Annotated in this window: 18 protein-coding genes and 1 pseudogene; 10 read left to right on the top strand and 9 right to left on the bottom strand. The window is 62.7% G+C overall.

The features are described from left to right. Positions 1-230 precede the first annotated feature (230 nt). The 6 genes from lptF (at position 231) to rsmA (ending at position 7,846) form a co-directional block, all read left to right on the top strand. On the top strand, positions 231-1,433 hold the full coding sequence (lptF, locus tag LB554_RS11660) for an LPS export ABC transporter permease LptF (protein ID WP_015318495.1): 1,203 nt from the start codon (positions 231-233) through the stop codon (positions 1,431-1,433). Next, positions 1,430-2,515 (top strand): LPS export ABC transporter permease LptG, encoded by a 1,086-nt coding sequence (gene lptG / locus LB554_RS11655; RefSeq protein ID WP_023795292.1) that lies wholly within the window; start codon positions 1,430-1,432, stop codon positions 2,513-2,515. Before lptF ends, lptG begins: the two co-directional genes overlap by 4 nt. Continuing rightward, positions 2,515-4,959, top strand: coding sequence for an LPS-assembly protein LptD (locus tag LB554_RS11650; protein ID WP_224584641.1), 2,445 nt, complete (start codon positions 2,515-2,517; stop codon positions 4,957-4,959). Before lptG ends, LB554_RS11650 begins: the two co-directional genes overlap by 1 nt. An 88-nt stretch (positions 4,960-5,047) precedes the next feature. Further along, positions 5,048-5,980, top strand: coding sequence for a peptidylprolyl isomerase (locus LB554_RS11645; protein WP_181171225.1), 933 nt, complete (start codon positions 5,048-5,050; stop codon positions 5,978-5,980). Positions 5,981-5,993: 13 nt separating this feature from the next. Continuing rightward, positions 5,994-7,010, top strand: a complete 1,017-nt coding sequence (gene pdxA, locus LB554_RS11640) for a 4-hydroxythreonine-4-phosphate dehydrogenase PdxA (RefSeq protein WP_224584640.1) — start codon at positions 5,994-5,996, stop codon at positions 7,008-7,010. After that, positions 7,007-7,846: a 16S rRNA (adenine(1518)-N(6)/adenine(1519)-N(6))-dimethyltransferase RsmA gene (rsmA, locus tag LB554_RS11635; RefSeq protein ID WP_140717935.1), complete on the top strand. Its 840-nt coding sequence runs from the start codon at positions 7,007-7,009 to the stop codon at positions 7,844-7,846. The genes pdxA and rsmA overlap by 4 nt, the downstream gene beginning before the upstream one ends. A gap of 50 nt (positions 7,847-7,896) precedes the next feature. Here rsmA and gmk read toward each other — a convergent pair whose 3' ends face one another. The 8 genes and pseudogenes from gmk to fabD all read right to left on the bottom strand — a co-directional run bounded on the left by gmk (position 7,897) and on the right by fabD (position 14,604). Beyond that, entirely contained in the window at positions 7,897-8,553 is a 657-nt protein-coding gene (gene gmk / locus LB554_RS11630; RefSeq protein ID WP_023773399.1) for a guanylate kinase, read from the bottom strand. Between the two features lie 21 nt (positions 8,554-8,574). Further along, positions 8,575-9,465: a YicC/YloC family endoribonuclease gene (locus LB554_RS11625; protein WP_140878612.1), complete on the bottom strand. Its 891-nt coding sequence runs from the start codon at positions 9,463-9,465 to the stop codon at positions 8,575-8,577. A gap of 160 nt (positions 9,466-9,625) precedes the next feature. Further along, positions 9,626-10,891, bottom strand: coding sequence for an endolytic transglycosylase MltG (gene mltG / locus LB554_RS11620; protein ID WP_140878613.1), 1,266 nt, complete (start codon positions 10,889-10,891; stop codon positions 9,626-9,628). 102 nt (positions 10,892-10,993) lie between these two features. After that, a complete protein-coding gene (gene fabF / locus LB554_RS11615) occupies positions 10,994-12,256 on the bottom strand; it encodes a beta-ketoacyl-ACP synthase II (RefSeq protein WP_023773396.1) in 1,263 nt (420 codons plus the stop codon). 34 nt (positions 12,257-12,290) lie between these two features. Beyond that, the gene (locus LB554_RS11610) at positions 12,291-12,527 is read right to left on the bottom strand and encodes an acyl carrier protein (RefSeq protein WP_006203723.1); all 237 of its coding nucleotides are present in this window, start codon (positions 12,525-12,527) and stop codon (positions 12,291-12,293) included. A 212-nt stretch (positions 12,528-12,739) separates the two neighbouring features. Continuing rightward, the gene (gene fabG, locus LB554_RS11605) at positions 12,740-13,477 is read right to left on the bottom strand and encodes a 3-oxoacyl-[acyl-carrier-protein] reductase (protein ID WP_224584638.1); all 738 of its coding nucleotides are present in this window, start codon (positions 13,475-13,477) and stop codon (positions 12,740-12,742) included. Between the two features lie 34 nt (positions 13,478-13,511). Beyond that, positions 13,512-13,631: pseudogene (locus LB554_RS11600) on the bottom strand (type II toxin-antitoxin system RelE family toxin); the annotation flags it as partial. A gap of 22 nt (positions 13,632-13,653) precedes the next feature. Next, on the bottom strand, positions 13,654-14,604 hold the full coding sequence (gene fabD, locus LB554_RS11595) for an ACP S-malonyltransferase (protein ID WP_224584636.1): 951 nt from the start codon (positions 14,602-14,604) through the stop codon (positions 13,654-13,656). A 275-nt stretch (positions 14,605-14,879) separates the two neighbouring features. On the opposite strand from fabD, the gene LB554_RS11590 reads away from it, so the two are divergent. After that, the gene (locus LB554_RS11590) at positions 14,880-16,808 is read left to right on the top strand and encodes an LTA synthase family protein (RefSeq protein WP_224584635.1); all 1,929 of its coding nucleotides are present in this window, start codon (positions 14,880-14,882) and stop codon (positions 16,806-16,808) included. A gap of 40 nt (positions 16,809-16,848) precedes the next feature. Here LB554_RS11590 and LB554_RS11585 read toward each other — a convergent pair whose 3' ends face one another. Beyond that, positions 16,849-17,097 carry a hypothetical protein gene (locus LB554_RS11585; RefSeq protein ID WP_224584633.1) on the bottom strand — a complete coding sequence of 83 codons (249 nt, stop codon included), beginning with the start codon at positions 17,095-17,097 and terminating at the stop codon, positions 16,849-16,851. A 275-nt stretch (positions 17,098-17,372) separates the two neighbouring features. Here LB554_RS11585 and rpsF point away from each other — a divergent pair, with 275 nt between their 5' ends. The 3 genes from rpsF to rplI all read left to right on the top strand — a co-directional run bounded on the left by rpsF (position 17,373) and on the right by rplI (position 18,907). Continuing rightward, positions 17,373-17,861: a 30S ribosomal protein S6 gene (gene rpsF / locus LB554_RS11580; protein WP_015318508.1), complete on the top strand. Its 489-nt coding sequence runs from the start codon at positions 17,373-17,375 to the stop codon at positions 17,859-17,861. Continuing rightward, a complete protein-coding gene (gene rpsR, locus LB554_RS11575) occupies positions 17,861-18,109 on the top strand; it encodes a 30S ribosomal protein S18 (RefSeq protein ID WP_006203718.1) in 249 nt (82 codons plus the stop codon). Before rpsF ends, rpsR begins: the two co-directional genes overlap by 1 nt. Positions 18,110-18,322: 213 nt before the next feature. Continuing rightward, positions 18,323-18,907 (top strand): 50S ribosomal protein L9, encoded by a 585-nt coding sequence (gene rplI, locus LB554_RS11570; protein WP_015318509.1) that lies wholly within the window; start codon positions 18,323-18,325, stop codon positions 18,905-18,907. Positions 18,908-18,967 lie beyond the last annotated feature (60 nt).

Here is an 18,967-nt window from a genome sequence, read left to right as displayed (position 1 = left end):
TTCGTCGCGGCACGGCCCCGCTTCATGCCGCAACCTGTTGTTAACCATCGATGTTCGTCCTTTCTTATCCATTGCCGCCGACACTCCGATCCGCTGCGGCACGCGACGTGGGACGGGAACCAGATCGCCTGCCTGATGCAGCCCAACGGAGCCAGTTGTGCGGGCGTCGCCGGACAGCTACCCTTAGCGTGGTGGCATGATGCCGTTCGAGAAAATCGAGTAAAGCCTTCATGAAGGTCATTGAACGCTACATCATGCGGCGCACTTTCGTTGTCTTCATCGCAGCGCTGGTCTGGACGCTGGCCATCGTGTGGACGACGCAGGTGCTGGCCAAGATCAATCTGGTCACGGACAGCGGCCAGTCGGCCTTGACCTTCTTCGAGGTCGCGTCTCTCATTCTCCCTTCCATCGTTCCGATCGTCGTGCCTTTCGCGCTCGTGGTGGCGGTCGCGCAGACACTCAGCGTGATGAATTCGGATTCGGAACTCGCGGTGGTCAATGCATCGGGTGCCTCGCGCTGGACCATCGTGCGGCCGATCATGCTGCTGGCGCTGGCCGCCAGCGTCTTTTCATTCGCCGTGGACAACGGCATCGACCCCTATGCACGACAGAAGAACCGCGCCCTGGTGGCGGAGTCGCGCGCCGACCTTTTGTCGCTGATCATTCAGGAAGGCACCTTCCGCAAGATCGAGGAAGGACTGTTCCTGCAGATTGGCGAGCGGCTTCCCGACAACCGGCTGGGTGGCATCTTCGTCGCCGATTCCCGTGAGGAAGGCGTCAATCTCGTCTATTATGCCAAGACCGGCAGCATCATCGAGCGGGGCGGCGAAAAGGTGCTGATGATGAATGACGGCGTCATCCATCGCAAGACGCTGACAGGCGACCTCAGTGTTATCCGGTTCACGTCCTATGCCTTCGACATGTCGGCCTTCATGTCGGCGGCCAACCAGGTGACGCTCCTGCCAAAAGACCAGACCACCCAGTACCTGCTCAATCCAAGCCCCAACGACAAGAACTACCAGCAAAGTCCGCAGGAGTACCGGGCGGAGATCGACCAGCGGTTTTCGGAATGGACATACTCCATGGTTTTCGCACTGATCGCGCTCGCGGTCGCGGGAGACGCGCGTTCGCATCGCGAGGCGCGCGTCAATCCGCTGATCACCGCCATCGCGATATCGCTGTTCGTACGCTGGCTGGGGTTCTTCGCCGCAAGCAAGGCCGACGAGGTCCCGCAATATTCCTATGTGGTGTATGGCATACCGATCGCGGCTTCCGCGGTGGCGATCTGGTTCATCGTGTCGAACCGGACCATGGAACTGCCGGTTGCCTGGGCGGACTGGATGACAAACCTGGCCAGCCGCATCGGTGACGGGTGGAATGCCCTCAAGTCTCGTTTGTCCAGGCGCGACACCTCGGGCCAGGGAGTCGGCTGATGGGCTGGACGCTGGGCCGTTACTTCTTCTTCCGTTACGTGGCGATCACGATCTGGTTCTTCATCGGCCTTCTGGCGCTGGTGTTCCTGATCGATTTCACGGAATTGTCGGGCCGCACCACTGGCCTGCCGGGCTTCACCTATGGGACGGCGATGGCCATTTCAGGCCTTCGAATGCCCATGATCATGCTGCAGACGGTGCCGTTTGTCGGCTTGTTCTCGGCGATGGCGACGCTGGTTTCGCTCAACCGGCGTTACGAACTCGTCATCGCGCGGTCCGCGGGTGTCTCCGCCTGGCAGTTCCTTTTGCCGTGCTGCATCGGCGCATTGCTGTTCGGCGTCGTGTCGGTCGGGATCATCAACCCGCTTGCCGCCCACGCTTTCTCCTTGTCCGAACAGATCGAGACCGAGCTGCGCTCCGGCAAGTCCAATACCGTTTCAGCAGATGCCGCGCCCTGGATTCGCCAGAAAACCAGTTCCGGCGACACGATCATCGGCGCGCGGGCTATCCTCGACCAGGGCCTGGAGATGGCCGACGCCGTGTTTTTCATCCTCGACCAGCAAGGCAACATCGTCGAGCGCAAGGACGCGGCACGGGCCTACCTGCGCGACGGCTATTGGGAATTGCAGGATGTGAAGACCTTCAGGAACGGCACCATCCAGCCCGTCGCGAGCGATCGTGTGCCGACCAATCTGAAGCCGGAATTCGTGCAGGAGCGGCTGGCGCGCCCGGAGACAATTCCCTTCTATGACCTGCCCGGAAAAATCGAGGTTGCCCGTTCCTTCGGCCTCAAGGCAAATGCCTTTGCCATGCAGTTTGATTCGCTGGTGGCGTTGCCGTTCCTGCTCGTCGCCATGACGCTGATTGCTGCAACAGTTTCAATGCGATTTGCGAGGATGGGACAATCGGCAACGATGATTCTGGGTGGCGTCGTTGCCGGGTTTCTGCTTTATGTCGTTTCGGTGCTGGTGAAGGCGTTCGGCGTGGCGGGGTTCGTGCCGACTGCCATAGCCGCCTGGGTGCCGGTCGTGGTAGCTATGTTCTTCGGGGTGACTTTCCTGCTATACAAGGAAGACGGCTAGTGAGGGAGGCGTTTTTGCCCAGCGACAGGCAGGCCCATTTGGCGCGCCTTTATGCGGCGAGCGCCTTGGCGTGCCTGCTTGCCTGCGGCGTCCCGCTGCCGGCCTTCGCGCAGGAGGTCGGCAACTTGGCGACCACCGTTCCATCCGGTTCGCAGATGCTGCTGGCCGCCGACACGCTGGAATACAACAACGACAACCAGACCGTGACCGCCGTCGGCGGCGTGCAGATCGACTACGGCGGCAACCGCCTCGTCGCCCAGAAGGTCGTCTACAACCGCAACACCAAGCGGATGGTTGCCAGCGGCAATGTCGAGATCGTCAACAGCGACGGCACCAAGATCAATTCGCAGCACATCGACATCACCGACGATTTCGCCGACGGTTTCGTCAACGCGCTGCGCGTTGAAACGGTCGACAAGGCCTATTTCGCCGCCGAAAGCGCCGAACGCATGGGCGGCGTGCTGACCACCTTCCACAATGGCGTCTACACCGCTTGCGAACCGTGCGAGGACAAGCCCGACAAGGCGCCGACATGGCGCGTCAAAGCCAGGAAGATCATCTGGAACGGTGAGAAGAAGACGGTTCGCTTCGAGAACGCGAATTTCGAGTTCTTCGGCTTTCCGCTGGCTTACCTGCCGGCGTTCGAGATCGCCGATCCCACCGTGAAGCGCAAGAGTGGCTTCCTGATCCCCAGCATCGGCTACAACAGCCATCTGGGGTATAGCGTCAAGGTTCCCTATTATTTCGCCCTTTCGCCGACATATGACCTGACGGTGACCGGAAGCGGTTACACCAAGCAGGGCTTCCTCGGCGAAGCCGAATGGCGCCAGCGCTTCAACAACGGCGAATACACATTCAAGGTTGCCGGGATCCAGCAGCAGAATCCGGACGACTTCCTCGACAGCGCCGCGTTCCCCTCGACCGCTGGCCACAATATCGATTCCGGCGCGGTGGGCGATCCGAACAAGTTCCGCGGCATGATGGGCACGCAAGGGCAGTTCGCCATCAACGAACGCTGGAATTTCGGCTGGGACGTGTTGCTGCAGACCGATAAGAATTTCTCGAATACCTACAACATCGCCAAGTACAATTCGTATGTCCATCAGTCCTCGGTCTACCTGACTGGTCTCAACGACCGTAATTATTTCGACGTGCGCGCCATGCATTTCGAGGTCCAGGAAGATACGCCCAACGACAATGCCGCCGCGAGAAGTGGCCAGCAGCCCTGGGTGCTGCCCTCGCTCGACTATGCCTATATCCCCGACACATCGGTCGCCGGCGGCCAGTTGTCGCTCAACGTCAACACGCGCGTCATCCGCCGCGAAGATCTCGACGAGGCTTTCAACACGCCATACGACTCTTCTACGCTTGCTCAGCGCGTGCGCGGCATCGAAGGCGAGTCCGGCCGCCTCACCGCCGAGGCCGAGTGGAAACGGAGCTTCGTCACCGATGATGGGCTGGTATTGACACCGCTGCTGGCATTCCAGGGCGACGTTGATTACGTCCGCGCTTCATCAGCTTCGCTTGCGGCCATTCAGGAGATGGCCGCCAACCCTGTGATAAATACCAGCGAAGACATGCGCTCGTCCTTTGCCCGCTACATGGCGACCGCCGGGCTCGAGATGAGCTGGCCCCTGTTGTTCTCGCTGGCCAGCGGGTCGAGCCACGTTGTCGAGCCGATGGCACAGGTGTTCCTGCGTCCGAACGAACAGTATGTCGGCGGCCTTTCCATTCCCAATGAAGACGCGCAGAGCATGGTTTTCGATGCGACCACGCTGTTCGAGCGCGACAAGTTCTCCGGTTATGACCGTATCGAGGGCGGCTCGCGTGCCAATGTCGGGCTGCGCTATTCCGGCTCCTACATCAATGGCTGGGGCACCAATGCCATCTTCGGCCAATCCTATCAGATTGGCGGCGAGAACTCCTTCGCGGCCCCCGACCTGGTCAATGTCGGCGCAAATTCAGGCCTTGAGACCACCAAGTCCGACTATGTCGGCCTGTTTGGCATAACCAGCCCCAATGGATTCGCGGCCTCGGTCAGCGGCCGGTTCGACGAACAGAGCTTCGAGATCCGCCGCGCCGAGCTGAAAGCTGCCTATTCCGGCCTGCCGGTGTCGTTGAGCGCCAAGTATGCCTTCATCCAGGCCCAGCCGCTCTACGGTTTCACCACCGACCGTCACGAGGTCACGCTCGGCGCATCCACGCATCTTGCCGAGAACTGGCGCGTGTTCGGGACAGGAACCTACGATTTGCAGGAGGGCCTGCTGGTTAAGGACGGGGTGGGCTTCGCCTACAACGATTCCTGCTTCACCTATCTGATGACGTACGCACAGTCGCGTGACCTGAACACCAGGGAAGTGACGCAAAGCATCGGATTCAACCTCTCGTTCCGCACCCTCGGCGACTTCGGCTCGTCGAGCAACGGAGTCGACACCATCCAATAGGCGGCGACATCGTTTCGCCGCATAGGGCTGGCACGGATTCGCGCATCCGGAAGGGGACGGAACGGGCGGAGCCGGGAATAGAATTGGGATGCCAAGGATGAGGAAATACCTCTTTTCAGCAGGGTTCGCGTTGCTTGTGGCGGCGACATCCGTGTCAATGACCGTCATGACGCCGCCGGCTTTCGCCAGCGAGATCAAATACGTCGTCAACGACATACCGATCACCACCGGTGATATCGCCCATCGTGCCGCCTTCCTGAAGCTGCAGCGCAAAAAGGGTGATGCTGGCCAGGAAATGATCGACCAGACGCTGCGGCTCGCCGAGGCCAGGCGGCTTGGTATCCGCATCAGCGATGCACAGGTCGAGGCCGCCTATCAGCGCTTTGCCACCAACAACAAGATGCAGCGCGGCCAGCTCGACGGCGTCATGGAAAAATCCGGCGTCGGCAAGGACCATTTCAAGGAGTTCATCCGCGCCCAGATGGCCTGGAACCAGGCCTTGAGCGCGCGCTACCGTTCCGGCGAAGGCGGCAGCGTGACCGAACAGGACGCGGTGCGACGCATGCTCGACAAGGGCGGCGCCAAGCCGAGCGCCATGGAATACATGCTGCAGCAGGTCATCTTCGTAGTGCCGGCGGCCGAACGCAGCGCGACGCTGGCCAAGCGCAAGCGCGAGGCCGACGCCATGCGCGCTCGCTTCAACGGCTGCAACACGACGCGCGAGTTCGCCAAGGGCCTGATCGACGTCACGGTTCGTGATCTCGGCCGGGTTCTGGCGCCGCAACTGCCGCCAGACTGGGCCGAGCAGATCAAAGCGACCAAGGTCGGCGGCGCCACCGTTACGCGCGAGACCGAACGCGGCGTCGAATTCATCGGCATCTGCTCGTCGCGCGAAGTGTCCGACGACAAGACCGCCCAGATGGTGTTCCAGAGCGAAGGCTCCAACGACAAGGCCGCCGACGATCTCAGCAAGAAATATGTCGACGAACTGAAGGCCAAAGCCCGCATCGTCAAGCGCTGACGTGAGTAGCGCGATGACCGCGCTGGCGTTGAGTGTCGGCGACCCATCCGGCATCGGCCTTGAAATAGCCATCGCCGCCTTCCTTGCGCGTGACGCTGTCGGCTTGCCTGCGTTCTATCTGCTGGCCGACCCGGCTGTGGTCGCCGCGCGGGCGCGCCGCCTTGGCGTTTTGCTGCCCGTCCAGGAGGTGACGCCGGTGCAGGCGATCGAGGTCTTTGGCCACGCCTTGCCGATCGTTCCGTTGACGGCGCGCTTCATCGACAGCCCCGGCCGGCCGGACCCGGCCAATGCGGCCGGCACCATCGAAGCGATCGACCGTGCGGTCGCCGCCTGCCTTGCCGGTGAGGCCGCCGCCGTCGTGACCTGCCCGATTGCCAAGAAGCCTCTCTATGATGCGGGCTTCCTTTTTCCCGGCCACACCGAATATCTGGCGCATCTCGCGGCTCGGCACAGCGGCGTCGAGGCGATGCCGGTGATGATGCTGGCAGGCCCCGACCTGCGCACCGTTCCCGTCACCATCCACATCGCCCTGGCCGAGGTGCCGAAGGTCCTGAGCACCGAATTGATCGTCGCGACCGCGCGCATCGCCGCGGCCGACCTTGCCAGCCGCTTCGGCATCGCCAGGCCGCGGCTCGCCATTGCCGGCCTCAATCCGCATGCCGGCGAAGGCGGCTCCATGGGCACGGAAGACGAGCACATCGTGCGCCCGGCGGTCGACATCCTGCGCGCCGAAGGCATCGATGCTTTCGGCCCCCTGCCCGCCGACACGCTGTTCCATGCCCGGGCGCGGGCGGGCTACGACGTGGCGCTTTGCATGTATCACGATCAGGCCTTGATCCCGGCCAAGGCGCTGGCCTTCGACGAGGCGGTCAACGTCACGCTGGGGCTGCCCTTCATCCGCACCTCGCCCGACCATGGCACCGCCTTCGACATCGCCGGCAAGGGCATTGCGCGGCCCGACAGCCTGATCGCGGCGCTGAAGCTCGCCAGAAAACTCGCCGACACCGACGCAAGCGCGGCGGCCGCATGAGCATCGATGGGCTGCCGCCGCTGCGCGACGTCATCGAGCGTCATGGACTGCAGGCGAAAAAGGCGCTTGGGCAGAACTTCCTGCTCGACCTCAATTTGACAGGCAAGATCGCGCGCAGCGCCGGCGACCTGACAAATGCCACGGTGATCGAGGTCGGGCCCGGGCCCGGAGGGCTGACGAGGGCGCTGCTTTCCAACGGCGCCCGCCGGGTCGTCGCCATAGAGCGCGACGAACGCTGCCTGGCAGCGCTTGCCGAAGTCTCGGCTCATTACCCCGGCCGGCTGGAGGTGATTTCGGGCGACGCGCTGAAGACCGACTTCGCCGCCCTCGCCGCGGAGGCGGCTGGAGATAGCGGGCAGGTGCGGATCGTGGCCAATCTGCCCTACAATATCGGCACGGAACTGCTGGTCAGATGGCTGACGGTCACGGACTGGCCGCCCTTCTACGCCTCCATGACATTGATGTTCCAGCGTGAGGTCGCCCAGCGCATCGTCGCAGCGCCCGACAGCGACGCCTATGGCAGGCTGGGTGTGCTCGCTGGCTGGCGCACGCAGGCCAGGATCGCCTTCGACGTGCCGCCTCAGGCCTTCACGCCACCGCCCAAGGTCACCTCTTCGGTGGTGCATCTCGAGCCCCGCGCGACACCCCTGCCCGCCGATGTGAAGAAACTCGCTCGGGTCACGGAAGCCGCCTTCGGCCAACGCCGAAAGATGCTGCGGCAAAGCGTGAAAAGCCTCGGCGGCGAGGCCTTGCTCGAACGAGTGGGGATCGACCCGACACGACGCGCCGAAACGCTTAGCGTCGAGGAGTTCGTGCGGCTGACCAATGCAGTGTAGCTCTGTTCTCGCCGCTCACGCAGGGCTATCCGGGAGAAGGAAAAAAGCGGTCAATCCGTCTTCTCGTCCAGCAAGCCCGACACGAAATCGAAAAGACCTGGCCGGCGGTCGCGGCGCAGCCGCTCTGCCACGACGATGCCGCGCACTTCGGCGAAAGCACGGTCTAGATCGTCGTTGACGATGACGAAGTCATATTCCTTCCAGTGCTCGATCTCGTTGCGGGCGTTCTTCAGCCGCGTCTCGATCACCGCTTCTTGATCCTCGGCGCGGCGCTTCAGCCGCGCCTTCAATTCCTTCATCGACGGAGGCAGGATGAAGATCGAGACGATGTCGGCGCGCATCTTCTCCTTGAGCTGCTGGGCGCCCTGCCAGTCGATGTCGAACAGCATGTCGCGTCCCTGCGCCAGCGCCAGTTCGGCAGGTTCACGCGGCGTCGCATAGCAATTGCCATGCACCTCGGCCCATTCGAGCAGCGCGTCGGAATCACGCAGCCGCTCGAATTCGCGCATCGTGCGGAAATGGTAGTGAACGCCCTCGATTTCCGAGCCGCGGCGAGGCCTTGTGGTGACCGAGACTGACAGTTCGAGGCTGGAATCGCTCTCCAGAAGGTTGCGAGCGATCGTCGACTTGCCGGCACCCGATGGTGACGACAGGACGAGCATCAACCCCCGGCGGCGGATGCGGGACCCCAAATCCCTGGCAACCATCGGTTCCTTGGCAACCATCGGCTACTCCAGATTCTGGACCTGTTCGCGAAACTGGTCGACGACCGCCTTCAGTTCCAGTCCGATCGCGGTGACGGCGGCGGCATTCGACTTCGAACACAGCGTATTCGATTCGCGGTTAAATTCCTGTGCCAGAAAATCGAGCTTGCGGCCAACGGCGCCGCCGCCCTCGAGTAAGGCCCGGCCAGACGCGACATGCGTTTTCAGCCGGTCGATCTCCTCGCGAATATCGGCCTTGGTGGCAAGAAACGCCGCCTCCATGTGCAATCGGCTTGCATCCAGATTGGCGGATGCATCCATCAACAGCCTGACCTGCTCGGCGATGTGTTCGCGGATCGCCGCCGTATCGCGCGACGGATCCGCTTCCGCGCGCAGGGTCAGTGTCTCGATGACGTCGATATGACCGGACAAAAGCAGGGCCAATGCGGCACCTTCGCCCTGCCGGGCCTGTTCCAGGCCGTTCAGCGCCACGTCGAGCGCGGCCATGATGGCGGTGTCGAGCGCGGCCCGCGCCTCGTCGGTTTCGATGGTTTCGGGAACGTCGAGCACACCACGCAGCGACAGCAAACCGTCAGCCGTTGCGGGCGCAACGCCGAACTGTTCCTGCAATCGCTTGGCCAGGCCGGCAAGATCTTTCAAAAAAACCTCGTTGACCACAGGTTGCGCCTGCGCGCCGGCGGCACGGCCGATGGTCAGCGTCGCCTGGAAGTTGCCGCGCGCGAAACGCTTCTGCAGCGTTTGCCGAAGCACAGGCTCCAACCGCTCGAACCCCTGAGGCAGCCGCAACCGCACCTCGACGCTCTTGCCGTTGACGGATTTGACTTCCCAGGCAACGGAGGTGCCGTCATGCTCGGCGACGGCGCGCGCAAAACCGGTCATGCTCTGCAAATTCATGTCGCCTGCACATCCCTGGCGCCTCACCCCGAAACCGGTTTTCCGGAGGGACGAGTGCGGCTTAACTTAAAATGACCATTCCGCGAATACGTCGAAATTGGACGCCTGGCGTTCCTTCAAATGTCAGGCCGCCGCCTTCCAGGCAACGCTTTTCTTCGCCTTACTGGGCCGCGCCTGCATCACCGCCAGCATCGCCATTGTCGCCATCGGTGCCGCTGTCAATGGCAGGCTTGTCGTCAGCTGGCTTGTCGGCACTGCCGCTGGCACCGGCGGCAGCAGCGGCCTTGGCTGCCTCATCGGCCTGCTTCTTCTGCAGCGCGCGATAGCGGGCGACGTTTTCATTATGCTCGTTCAGCGTCGAAGCAAAGACGTGACCGCCCGTGCCGTCGGCGACAAAATAGAGATCGTCGGTCTTCGACGGGTTGGCCACGGCCTCGAGGGCCGCGCGGCCCGGATTGGCGATGGGCGTCGGCGGCAAGCCGCTGATCACATAGGTGTTGTAAGGCGTCTGCTTCTGGATGTCGGACTGATAGATCGGGCGATCCGCCGGCTTGCCCTTGCCGCCAAACAGACCGTAGATGATGGTCGGATCGGACTGCAGGCGCATGCCCTTGGCCAAGCGGTTCAGGAAGACGGCGGCCACGCGCGAGCGTTCGTCGCCCTTGCCGGTTTCCTTCTCGACGATCGAGGCCAGGGTGACAAAGTCCTCGACGCTGGCCAGGGGCAGATCCGGCGCGCGCCGCTGCCACACCTCATCGACCAGTTTCTTCTGATCGGCGAGCAGCTTGTCGACCATCTGCTGACGCGTTGCGCCACGCGTGAAGCGTAGCGTGTCGGTGGCAAGGCTGCCTTCAGGGGGTGTCTTCGCCGGCATATCGCCGCTCAAAGCCGGTTCGTCGGCGATGCGCTGCAAGGCCTGCTCGACCGTCAGCCCCTCGGGAATAGTCAGCGAATACATCACCGACTTGCCGCTCTTCAGCAGTTCCATGATGTCGCGCATGGATGCCCTGGGCTTGATCTCGTACTCACCGGCCTTGAGCGCGGAATCGTTGCCGAAGGCACGCACCCCGAGGCGGAATACGCGGGCGTCGCTGATCAATCCGCGGCGCTCGAGCTGGTCGGCAATGTCCTGGACGCCGGTGCTGGGCTTGACGAGGAAAGTGTCGCCATTGGCGGATGGGCCGGGTTCGGTAAACTCCTGCTTGCCGAAATAGAGGGCCACGCCCGCCGCCAGAACGATCAGCATCACCGCCGAGATGACGAAGTTCATGAACACGACGACCTGGCTGCGCGAAGCACGCGAGCGTTTCGGCGGCGGTGTTCCGGCTTCCGGCCGCAAGGCTTCGCTGGCCGTCTTCGGCACGATCGGCCCGGTGTTCGCCGGCCTTTGCCCGAATTCTCCGTTGCCCGACGGATTAGTGTTCATGTCGCCCTACCGTTCGATCTCTCAACGAATCCCCTGCGGCAGAGTAGGGGCGAATATGGCAAAATTGACGACACGCCAAAGCATTGCCCGGTAACCGGACCGTCAGCCATTATACCGCTGGAAGACGAGCGAGGCGTTGGTGCCACCGAAGCCGAAGGAATTGGACAGTGCCACGTCGATCTGGCGGGCGCGTGGCTTGTTCGGCACCAGGTCGATAGCGGTTTCGCGTTCTGGATTGTCGAGATTGATGGTCGCCGGTGCGATATTGTCGCGGATGGCGAGGATCGAAAAGATCGCTTCGGCCGCGCCTGCCGCTCCCAGCAAATGGCCGATCGACGACTTGGTCGACGACATCGAAATCTTCGACGCCGCATCGCCGACCAGCCGCTCGACGGCGCCGAGTTCGATCGTATCGGCCATGGTCGAGGTGCCGTGCGCATTGATGTAGTCGACATCGGCCGGCGTAAGCTTTGCCCGGTTCAACGCCGCCGTCATGCAACGGAAAGCGCCATCGCCATCTTCAGCCGGTGCGGTAATGTGATAGGCGTCGCCGGTCAGGCCGTAGCCGGTCACCTCGGCATAGATCTTGGCGCCGCGCGCCTTGGCATGCTCAAGCTCCTCCAGCACGAGGACGCCGGCGCCCTCGCCCATGACGAAACCGTCACGGTCACGGTCATAGGGCCGCGAGGCCGTTTGCGGGGTATCGTTGCGCTCGGTCGACAGCGCCCGGCATGCGGCGAAGCCGGCGAGCGACAGCCGGGTCACCGGCGATTCGGCGCCGCCAGCCAGCATGATGTCGGCATCGCCGAAGATGATCAGCCGGGCGGCGTCGCCAATGGCGTGCGCGCCGGTCGAGCAAGCGGTGACGACAGCGTGGTTGGGGCCTTTCAACCCGTGCCGGATCGAAACCTGGCCCGACACGAGATTGATGATGTTTCCGGGAATGAAGAACGGGCTGATGCGTCGCGGGCCGCGTTCCTTGAGGATGATCGCGTTCTCGGCGATGCCCTCAAGACCGCCGATACCGGAGCCGATCAGCACACCGGTGGCGCAACGCTCCTCCTCGGTTGAAGGCTGCCAGCCGGAATCCTTCAGCGCTTCATCGGCGGCCGCGATCCCGTACAGGATGAAGTCGCCGATCTTGCGGAGTTCCTTCGGCTCAAGAATGGCTTCGGGATTGAGCGTGCCGTTGGAGCCGTCGCCGCGCGGAATGACGTGGGCGATCTTGCAGGCAAGATCGTCCACCTCGAACTCGGTGACGCGCTTGGCAGCGCTGCGGCCGGTCAGCAGTTCCTTCCAGCCGTGCTCGAAGCCCATACCGAACGGCGAAACCAGGCCAAGGCCCGTGACGACGACACGCCTCATCGCAGGTCCTCCCCGGTGACGACTGCGAAAAGCGTCAGGCCGAAGCCTTGTCGATGTACTTCACCGCATCGCCGACCGTCAGGATGGTCTCGGCCGCGTCATCGGGGATCTCGACGCCGAATTCTTCTTCAAACGCCATGACGAGTTCAACCGTGTCGAGGCTGTCAGCGCCCAGATCATCGATGAAGCTCGCCTGCTCCGTCACTTTGTCGGCATCGACGCCAAGGTGCTCGATGACGATCTTCTTGACGCGCTCTGCGGTGTCACTCATTTGGGGCATCCTCGTCTATTGTTTGTCTGTCTTCGTTAGCGGGCGGAATGCCGCTAATCAAGCTGAAAGATGGTCCTGCCGGAAACGCAACGGCCACGGACCGGTTTTTGCCCGAACCGCCGGGTTGCGGGCCGCATTACACGAAAAATAGCCGAGGTCCAAGCCGAAATGGTGGGTTTTCACAGCCCGTCCGCGTTGCTGTCGGGCCTCGCTCAGATCATCGCCATACCGCCATTCACATGTATGGTCTGCCCGGTTACGTAGGCGGCCTCGTTCGAAGCCAGATAAGCAACGGCGGACGCCACTTCGGCACTGGTGCCCATGCGCTTGGTGGGGATCGCCGCCATGATCGCCTCTTTCTGCTTGTCATTGAGCTTGTCGGTCATCGCCGATTCGATGAAGCCCGGCGCGACGCAGTTGACGGTGATGTTGCGGGTGGCGATCTCCTGCGCCAGCGATTTGGACAAGCCGATCATGCCGGCCTTGGAGGCGCAGTAATTCGCCTGGCCGGGATTGCCGGTCACCCCGACCACCGAAGTGATGTTGATGATGCGGCCATGGCGGCGGCGCATCATCGGGTGAGTGAGTTCACGGGTCAGCCGGAAAACGGCGGTGAGATTGACCTCCATCACCGTATCCCAGTCGGCGTCCGACATGCGCACGAACAGGCCGTCCTTGGTGATGCCGGCATTGTTGACCAGGATGTCGACGCCTTCGAGATCGGCCTCCGCCTTCTGGCCGAGTGCCTTGACCTCGTCACGGTTCGACAGGTTGGCCGGGAACAGCTTGACCCGGTCGCCCAATTCGGAGGCCAGCGTCTCCAGTTTATCAACGCGCGTGCCGTGCAAGCCGACGGTCGCGCCTTGCGCATGCAACACCCTGGCGATCGCCTCGCCGATGCCCCCCGATGCGCCGGTGACAAGCGCCTTGCGGCCGGTCAGTTCGAACATCTCTTGTCCTCTTCTCAAATCGTACGGACGGTTATCAATAAACATCACCCCGATGGCCAATCGTTACCACCAGAATGACCAGACGCTTGTCCTTTACATCGCAGATTACGCGGTAATCCCCAATCCGATATCTCCAAAAACTCGTCAAAGAAGATGTCGGCGGCGAAGAATTCAAGTCACAGCGCAGCCACAGCCGCCTCGACCTCGGCTGCGGAACCCACGGAGGCGGTGGCGATGTCGCGGTTGATGCGACGAGCCAGTCCTGAAAGCACCTTGCCGGCACCGATCTCGTAAAGCGTGGTGACGCCGTTGGCGCCGAACCACTCCACCGTTTCGCGCCAGCGGACGCGACCGGTCACCTGCTCGACCAGCCGCCCGGCGATCCCGTCGGGATCGGTCGACGGCTGCACCGATACGTTGGACACCACGGGAACGATTGGCGCGGTCTTTGTCACGCCGGCAAGTGCCTCGCGCATGACATTGGCGGCCGGCGTCATCAGCGCGGAATGGAAGGGCGCCGAAACCTGCAGCATCAGCGCCCGTTTGGCGCCTTTTTCGGTGCACAGTTTCGCTGCCAGTTCAACCGCCGCCTTCGCCCCTGATATGACCAGTTGGCCGCCGCCATTGTCGTTCGCCACCTGGCAGACGGCCCCCTTGCCGGCCCCAAGGGCGGCCTCAGCACAGGCGGCTTCGACATCGGCCTGCTCCAACCCGATGATCGCCGCCATGGCGCCCTCGCCGGCCGGCACCGCTGCCTGCATGGCGTTGCCGCGGATGCGCAGCAGGCGGGCGGCATCGGCAACGGAAACGAAGCCGGCGGCGGCGAGTGCCGAATATTCGCCCAGCGAATGGCCGGCGACATAAGCGATCTTGTCCTTCAGCGAGAAGCCGCGCGATTCCAGCGCCCTGATGGCGGCAAGCGACACCGCCATCAGCGCCGGCTGCGCGTTGGCCGTCAGCGTCAGCGTCTCTTCGGGACCTTCCCAGATCAGCTTCGACAGGTTTTCGCCGAGCGCGTCATCGACTTCCTGGAAAATCCTGCGTGCCTCGGGAAAGGCATCGGCAAGATCCTTGCCCATGCCGACAGCCTGGCTACCCTGTCCCGGAAAGGTGAATGCAACGGCCATGCGAGGGCTCCCCTGACTGGTTTTGCTTGCCTGATACTACGAATTTTCCCTGCCTGTGACGCAAGGCAGGCCGCCAAGTCAAGCCACTTCAGCCCATGCCAATGGGCCCATCCCCGCGCGAGTGCCTGTTCCGAAAGGCTTTTTGGCGATCACACCTGATGAAAACCGCTCACGAATCGTTCGCTGGCTCTTCTTATTTCCGCCACAGGCGCTAGCTTTGCGTGACAATTATATGACAATCGAATGACGTGGGTTGTCTTTGGGCGGAAGTTGAAGTGGCAAAGAGTTTCAAACGTGCCGGCAACGCGGCGCCGCAGTTCCTGGAAGACGATCCGTCCACCGGCTATCTGCCGGGCCGTAGATGGCCTGTTGTCCGCTACGGGCTGATCAGCCTGGCGATCTCGGCCGTCCTGGTGTTCGCCATCGAACTGATCGTGCGCGGTGATGTCGCCGGCACCGTTTCCTTCTTCCTGCAGCCGTTCAAGCCGGGCTGGACAACCATCGTCGTCTTCGCGCTGGTCCTGATCGGTCTCGACGCGGTGCTCGGCCGCAGCCATCAGAGCCTGATGATCGTCGCGCCGCTGACCTTGTCGCTGGCCTTTGTCGGCCACCAGAAGTCGCATTATCTCGGCGATCCGCTCTACCCGACGGATTTCCTCTACGCCCGCCAGATCTTCGCCCTGCTGCCGCTCTTGGTGCGCGAGCGGCCAATGACAGCGCTGGCCATGGTCGCGGGCATCGTCGCCGGCCTGTCCCTGCTCGTCTACGGCTGGCGGCTATGGCGCCGCAAGGTTCCGGCCCTCAGCCGCAAGGGCCGCCTTGCCCGGCTGACGCTGGCGGTGCCGCTGCTCGCCTTCTTCGTCTCGATCATGGATTACGCCACCTTCTCGTGGACCAGGGACCGGCTGCAGATCATCCCGATCATGTGGGACCAGAAGGAAAACTACGCCTCCAACGGCTTCGCGCTCGCCTTCGCGCTCAACGTGCCGATGGCGCATGTCTCGGCACCGCCGGGCTATTCCGACAAGGCGATCGCGGCGATCGAGCGGCCCGAGGTGACCGCCTCGGTGCCGGCCCAGAAGCCGGACATCATCATCGTCATGAGCGAATCCTTCTGGGATCCAACCAAGCTGCCCGGAGTCACCATCACTCCCGATCCGATGCCCAATGTGCGGGCGCTCCGCTCGGGCTCGATGTTCTCGCCCGAATTCGGCGGCATGACCGCCAACATCGAATTCGAAGCGCTGACCGGCTTTTCCAATGCTTTCCTGCCGGCCGGCAGCATCCCCTACCAGCAATATGTCCGCACCCCAACGCCGTCGATGGCAACCTTCCTGAAGAGCGAAGGCTATAGGGCACGCGCCATCCATCCAGGAACGAACTGGTTCTGGAACCGCGGCGCGGTCTATGCCGATTTCGGTTTCAACGACTTCAAATCGGAAGAGACGCTGCCGCCCATGGAAAAGCGCGGACCGCTGGCATCCGACGCGGCGATGACCGACGAGATCATACGCGAAGCGGACGCCAGCGAGGACCCGGTTTTCTTCTTCGCCGTCAGCCTGCAGAACCACGGCCCCTATGAACCGAACCGTTATTCGAATCCGACCCATTCGGTGCAAGCGCCGATCAGCCAGTGGGCGCGCGACTCGCTGCTCTCCTACGCAGAAGGTTCAGCCGACGCGGACCGCGGCCTTGAACGGCTGATCGAATGGGCCAAGAGGCGCGAGCGGCCCACGATTGTCGCCTTTTTCGGTGACCACCTGCCGCCGCTCGGACCGGTCTATGTCGAGACCGGCTTCCTGAAGGACAACGTCGCGCCGCGCAAGGAACCGACGCCGGAGGCCGCCCTCGAACATCACGCGACACCGCTGATCATCTGGTCGAACCGCTCCGGCCCGGTCGAGAATCTGGGCACGGTCAGCCCCGCGTTCCTGCCCTATCATATCCTCACCGCCGCCGGCATCACCCACCCTTACTACACCGGCTTCCTGGGCGAGATGCGGGAGCGCTATCGTGTCGTCGACCGCAACCTGCTGCTCACGCAGGCCGGGGCGGCCACGCCAGACTGGTCGCGTCAGAAAGAGATTGACCCGGCGATCCGCGACTTCCGGCTGATCCAGTACGACATGATGTTCGGCAAGCGCCATGCCGCGCCCGACTTCTTCCCCGAAACGGTCGACAAGATCGTCGCCCATACGAGTTGAGCCGATCGGCGGCGCTTAATTTCCCCTTCGGATCAGCTGCTCAGTTCGTCAATTGCAGCTTCGAAAATTTGTTGGCGATCTGCAGAAACACGTTCGGCAGCTTGGCCGGATCATTGATGGCATAATAGTCGCTGGGATTCGAGGCGGAGGCGCTGTAATGGGTGCGGTTAGCGACCGTTGACGACGGGCTCGACCCTGTGCGACCTGACATTGCGGTTAAGGGCCGGTTGCCGGGAAAATCGCCGGCCTTGCCGGGCGCTGCCACTTGGGTTCCTGCGGCCTGCGACATCAGGGATGCCGCTTGGCCTTGCTTTATCAGCGGATTGCTTTATAGACGCCGCCAATCTGCCGGTCCCAGCTGGGGGCTGAACGGAGGGCCGGAGGTTTTTTCGAGAACCTTCGTGTGAAGCCAGAAGCGTTTCCGCCTCCCGTGTCTCCGCTCTCGACCGTCTCGTCATGCTCCTTTCTTCCCCGCGCCTTTCGAGGCACATGCGGGTCAGAGAAGTTGCAGAGGCTTTTGCCGCCGGGAACCGGGAGAGAAACGAAGAAAGGCACCAAGACATAATGGCTCTTTACGAACATGTGTTTCTTGCCCGGCAGGACCTCTCGCAGCAGCAGGTCGATGCGCTTGTCGAACAGTACAAGGGCGTCATCTCAGCGAATGGCGGGTCTGTCGGCCGGGTCGAGAACTGGGGACTGAAGTCCCTCACCTACCGGGTCAACAAGAACCGGAAGGCATACTACACGCTGATGGACCTCACCTGCCCGCCGGCAGCGCTCAACGAGATGGAGCGCCAGATGGGTCTGTCCGAGGACGTGCTGCGCTTCCTGACCATCAAGGTCGAGGCGCATGAGGAAGGCCCTTCGGCCATGATGCAGAAGCGCGAAGAGCGCTCCGAGCGCGGTGGCTTTGGCGATCGCGACCGTGGCGATCGGCCGGCCCGCAGCTTCGGCGACCGCGGCGATCGTGGCCCGCGTTCGTTCGGCGATCGCGAAGGCGGCGACCGTGGTCCGCGCCGTCCGCGCGAAGGTTTTGAAGGGGGTGCAGAATAATGGTCGACATCAACCAGATCCCGACCCGGCGCCCTTTCCATCGCCGCCGCAAGACCTGCCCGTTCTCCGGCGCCAACGCCCCGAAGATCGACTACAAGGACGTGCGTCTCTTGCAGCGCTACATTTCCGAGCGCGGCAAGATCGTGCCGTCGCGCATCACCGCCGTCAGCCAGAAGAAGCAGCGCGAGCTCGCCAAGGCGATCAAGCGCGCCCGTTTCCTCGGCCTGCTGCCCTACGTGGTTCGCTAATTCTTCCGAACGGGCGGTTCGCCGCCCGTTCCTGTCACCGGCCATGACGGGCATGACCGGTTAGCGTCAAATCCCGAGTTGAGGTCAAAACCTCTAACTGCCGCGACAGGCAGGACAGCGACACCGGCGGCAACGCCCTTTTGCTTCCTGACCTGTTCCAAAGAATTCGGCGTCGGCCTTGTGGACGGACGCCCAACCAAAAGGAACATAATCATGGACGTCATCCTTCTCGAACGCGTCTCCCGCCTCGGCCAGATGGGCGATACCGTCAAGGTCAAGGACGGTTTTGCCCGCAACTTCCTGCTGCCGCAGGGCAAGGCGTTGCGCGCCAACGAAGCCAATAAGAAGAAGTTCGAAGGCCAGCGCGCCCAGCTCGAAGCCCGCAACCTCGAGCGCAAGTCGGAAGCCGCAGAGGTTGCCGAAAAGCTGGACGGCAAGAGCTTCATCGCCGTTCGCTCGGCCGGTGAGACCGGTCAGCTCTACGGTTCGGTGTCGACGCGCGATATCGCCGACCTGCTGACCGCGGAAGGCTTCACGGTCAACCGCAACCAGATCCAGCTCAACCAGCCAATCAAGACCATCGGCGTCACCAATGTGGCAATCGCGCTGCATCCGGAAGTCGAAGTCACCATCACGCTCAACATCGCCCGCACGGCTGACGAAGCCGAGCGCCAGGCCAAGGGCGAGACGCTGACCACCGCCGAAGCCATTTATGGCGACGACATCAACGACAATGCGCGGCCGGAAAACTTCTTCGATCCGAATGCCGAGTTCGAAGGCGGCGAAGAAAACGCCTGATCACATACGCTCCGAGCGCCGGACCGGCGCTCCGATCGTGCTGTCGATTTCCAGTCATTT

This window comes from Mesorhizobium sp. CO1-1-11 (genome assembly GCF_020164995.1).
Lineage (GTDB): Bacteria > Pseudomonadota > Alphaproteobacteria > Rhizobiales > Rhizobiaceae > Mesorhizobium > Mesorhizobium australicum.
Note: the sequence above shows the minus strand (reverse complement) of the source record. Positions and strands in the feature narration are given on the sequence as shown.

Coding starts and splice junctions, on each gene's coding strand:
- pdxA (WP_224584640.1), top strand. CDS start 5,994: ATGACCGCGCTGGCGTTGAGTGTCGGCGACCCATCCGGCATCGGCCTT.
- fabG (WP_224584638.1), bottom strand. CDS start 13,477: ATGTTCGAACTGACCGGCCGCAAGGCGCTTGTCACCGGCGCATCGGGG.
- fabF (WP_023773396.1), bottom strand. CDS start 12,256: ATGAGGCGTGTCGTCGTCACGGGCCTTGGCCTGGTTTCGCCGTTCGGT.
- rsmA (WP_140717935.1), top strand. CDS start 7,007: ATGAGCATCGATGGGCTGCCGCCGCTGCGCGACGTCATCGAGCGTCAT.
- LB554_RS11645 (WP_181171225.1), top strand. CDS start 5,048: ATGCCAAGGATGAGGAAATACCTCTTTTCAGCAGGGTTCGCGTTGCTT.
- gmk (WP_023773399.1), bottom strand. CDS start 8,553: ATGGTTGCCAGGGATTTGGGGTCCCGCATCCGCCGCCGGGGGTTGATG.
- LB554_RS11610 (WP_006203723.1), bottom strand. CDS start 12,527: ATGAGTGACACCGCAGAGCGCGTCAAGAAGATCGTCATCGAGCACCTT.
- rpsF (WP_015318508.1), top strand. CDS start 17,373: ATGGCTCTTTACGAACATGTGTTTCTTGCCCGGCAGGACCTCTCGCAG.
- lptF (WP_015318495.1), top strand. CDS start 231: ATGAAGGTCATTGAACGCTACATCATGCGGCGCACTTTCGTTGTCTTC.
- LB554_RS11625 (WP_140878612.1), bottom strand. CDS start 9,465: ATGAATTTGCAGAGCATGACCGGTTTTGCGCGCGCCGTCGCCGAGCAT.
- fabD (WP_224584636.1), bottom strand. CDS start 14,604: ATGGCCGTTGCATTCACCTTTCCGGGACAGGGTAGCCAGGCTGTCGGC.
- mltG (WP_140878613.1), bottom strand. CDS start 10,891: ATGAACACTAATCCGTCGGGCAACGGAGAATTCGGGCAAAGGCCGGCG.
- rpsR (WP_006203718.1), top strand. CDS start 17,861: ATGGTCGACATCAACCAGATCCCGACCCGGCGCCCTTTCCATCGCCGC.
- LB554_RS11585 (WP_224584633.1), bottom strand. CDS start 17,097: ATGTCGCAGGCCGCAGGAACCCAAGTGGCAGCGCCCGGCAAGGCCGGC.
- rplI (WP_015318509.1), top strand. CDS start 18,323: ATGGACGTCATCCTTCTCGAACGCGTCTCCCGCCTCGGCCAGATGGGC.